Here is a 2,658-nt window from a genome sequence, read left to right as displayed (position 1 = left end):
GCAGTTGCAGAGCAAGGCTGGCTTCCAGGCTTCTGGAGGAGTGCTCACCGATTTGTCGAGTCAACTTAGTGACTGAGTCTCGGCTCAGCAAATCCTTTTTGTCGATGTGATACGCCGCCAGTGTCCACTCGCCGCGCTGGTCCCAGAACAGTTGCTTGAAGCCGACTTCAGTCTGGCGCGCATGGGCCAGGCCAAAGTTTTGCTGGTTCTGGTCCAGGCTGATCAAACCGCCCACACCATCGACGCTGGTGGCTTGTTGCGCGTAAACCGAGGTATCCGGGGTCAGTTCGTACACCAGGCCGACTTTCCAGCTGTTGGCCGACAGGCTGCGGTCACTGTGGGTGGAGTCGCCCGTGACAGAGAAGTCATCGCGGTCCAGGTGCACCATGTCGCGGCGCACACCGGTGACCAGCGACAGTTGATCGGTCAGCTCGGTGCGGTTTTCGGCGAACAGCGAAAACTGCTGCGTGGTGGTGGTGAACTGGTCGCGGTAAGGCGAAGCACTTTGCCATTGGCCACGGTCCGGGTGGTACAGGTCGATTGGCTGGCCGTCTGCGTCTACGTCGTGGTACGGCGAGTTGCTGTGCAAGTTGAAGTGGATACGGTTGTAGTCCATGCCCACCAGGGTTTTGCTCTTGAGACCGAACAGGTCATGGCTGAGCGCGAAGGTCTGGCGGTCGCCGACCTGTTCCTGCTCATGCTTGATGCTGAAATAGCCGCCGCGCAGCAGGGTTTGGCTGGCCTCGTCCCAGGCGTGGTTTTCGGCGTTCTGCCAACGACGCTGGGCCTTGAGGTAATACAGCTCGTTGGTGGCGGTCAGGTTGTCGTTGATCCGCCATTCGCTGTTCAGGCGCGTCCACTGATCGTTGTAGTGCAGCTTGGCGTCACTGACGTTGTAGTTCTTGTCGCGCAGGCCCTTGTGATAACGGCCATTGATCAACGGTACGCCGAAATCGTTTTGCGGTTCCTGGTCGCCATAGTCGTGGCTTAGGGTGAACGCCAGTTCGTCGGTGGCCTGCCAGCGCAGGGCGGCGCTGACGAAGGTGTTTTCGGAGTCACCGTGGTCGATCCAGCCGTTGCTCTGGGTGTGGTTGATGTTCAACCGGTAGCTCAGGGTGTCGGTCAGCGAGCCGCCGCTGTCCAGTGCCTGCTGCTGGGTGTCGTATGAGCCATAGCCCACGCGGATATGGTTTTCGATCTCGCCGCTGAACGGTTTTTTCGGGATCACGTTGATCACCGCTCCGGTCGCGCCTTCGCCGTACAGCACCGAGGCGGGGCCGCGCAGTACGTCGATACGCTCCACCGACCAATCATCGACCGGGAATGTCACCGTGCCCGCGCCACTGTACAGACGCGTGCCATCGTAGAGCTGCATGACCGAGCCTTCGCCGACAAAGCCGCGCGCCGAGTAAGCCGAGCCGCCATTGCCCGGTGAACCGGTGAAGCTGATGCCGGTGGTGCGGGTGACAGCGTCTTGCACACTGCGGTCGCCACGAGCGCGGATCTGCGCACCGGTCAGGCTTTCGACGCTGGCCGGGGTATCGAGGCTGCTGAGATTCAGGCGCGAGCCCGCGGTGGTGGCGGTCTTTAAGTCGACACGCTCGGCATCGACTTCAGGGGCGGTGATGGTGGCGGCGGGTAGCATCAGAGACGACGCGCTGTCATCTGCGTGCGCACTGTTGATCGCCAGCAGGCAAAGGCTGAAAAGCAGGTACTTGTTCATGGAGGTTAACAATCGCTTTTTTCTAGAGATGTGCCCGCTGCCTCCTGGCGGCGGGGTGAGCGAGCTTAAATTGTTTTGTTACAAGGTAACAACAATTTCGTGCGCGATACTGGCGAGCCAGTATCCACATCTATCTAGGTCGCGCATCTCGGATGGTTCATGACGCCTATGAAACCTGTTCATGCTTGGATGTTGAGCGCATTAGCATCAGCAGTCGATCCAGCAACCACACGCCGATGAGCGAGGCGCCCACCAGTGGGAAAACAACCGCCAAGGCGAGGATAATCACCAGCCCGGACTTCCACGTCGGCAGATCGTGACGCATGGGCGGTACGCCTAAACCGCCTGTAGGCCGACGCTTCCACCAGATCACTAAACCACTGCTCGAACTCAGCAGAATCATCAGACACACCAGCAAAATTGCGATCTGGTTCAGTGAGCCGAACAGCTTGCCCTCGTGCAGCATCACGCCCATTTCTGTGGCGCGGGCGACGTTGCTGTAATGCTGCCACCGAACATCGGCCAGTACCTCACCGGTGTATTGATCGACATGCAGCGTGGCGTCATTGCGTGGGTCATCAGCGAATACGGCAATGGTGAACACGCCTTCAGCGGTGGTCGGCAGGGTGATGCTGTAGCCCGGTTCGACCTTGCGCTGAGTGGCCGTCTCGAACACTTGTTGCAGGGTGATGCCGGGCGCTGCTGGGCCGGAAGAGTGGGCCGCGTGAGCCATGTGTTCGGCATGCGCGCCCGAGACGGGCATCGGCGTGTTTTCCATGGCCCAAGGTACGGTCTGGCGAGTGGCGCTGTTGAGGGTGCCAGCGTCTACATTCGACGTGGGCACGTCGGTCCACATAGCAGCCGGGAACTGGTTCCACAGTTCTGCATATTGCTTGCCCCAAAACCCGGTCCAGGTCATGCCGCTGACTAACATA

The 2,658-nt window shown here is 59.9% G+C and carries 2 protein-coding genes; both read right to left on the bottom strand.

From position 1 onward, the window contains the following. On the bottom strand, window positions 1-1,723 hold a 1,723-nt coding region (locus tag AQS70_RS09460), incomplete at its 3' end, for a TonB-dependent receptor (RefSeq protein WP_055102549.1). 166 nt (window positions 1,724-1,889) lie between these two features. Then, window positions 1,890-2,658 (bottom strand): PepSY-associated TM helix domain-containing protein (locus tag AQS70_RS09455; RefSeq protein WP_162233891.1); only part of this gene is annotated, 769 nt, incomplete at its 5' end.

Origin of the sequence: Pseudomonas endophytica (assembly GCF_001411475.1) — a bacterium.
Classification (GTDB): domain Bacteria; phylum Pseudomonadota; class Gammaproteobacteria; order Pseudomonadales; family Pseudomonadaceae; genus Aquipseudomonas; species Aquipseudomonas endophytica.
The sequence above is the reverse complement of the archived record's forward strand: the minus strand, read 5'-3'. Positions and strand labels throughout refer to the sequence as shown.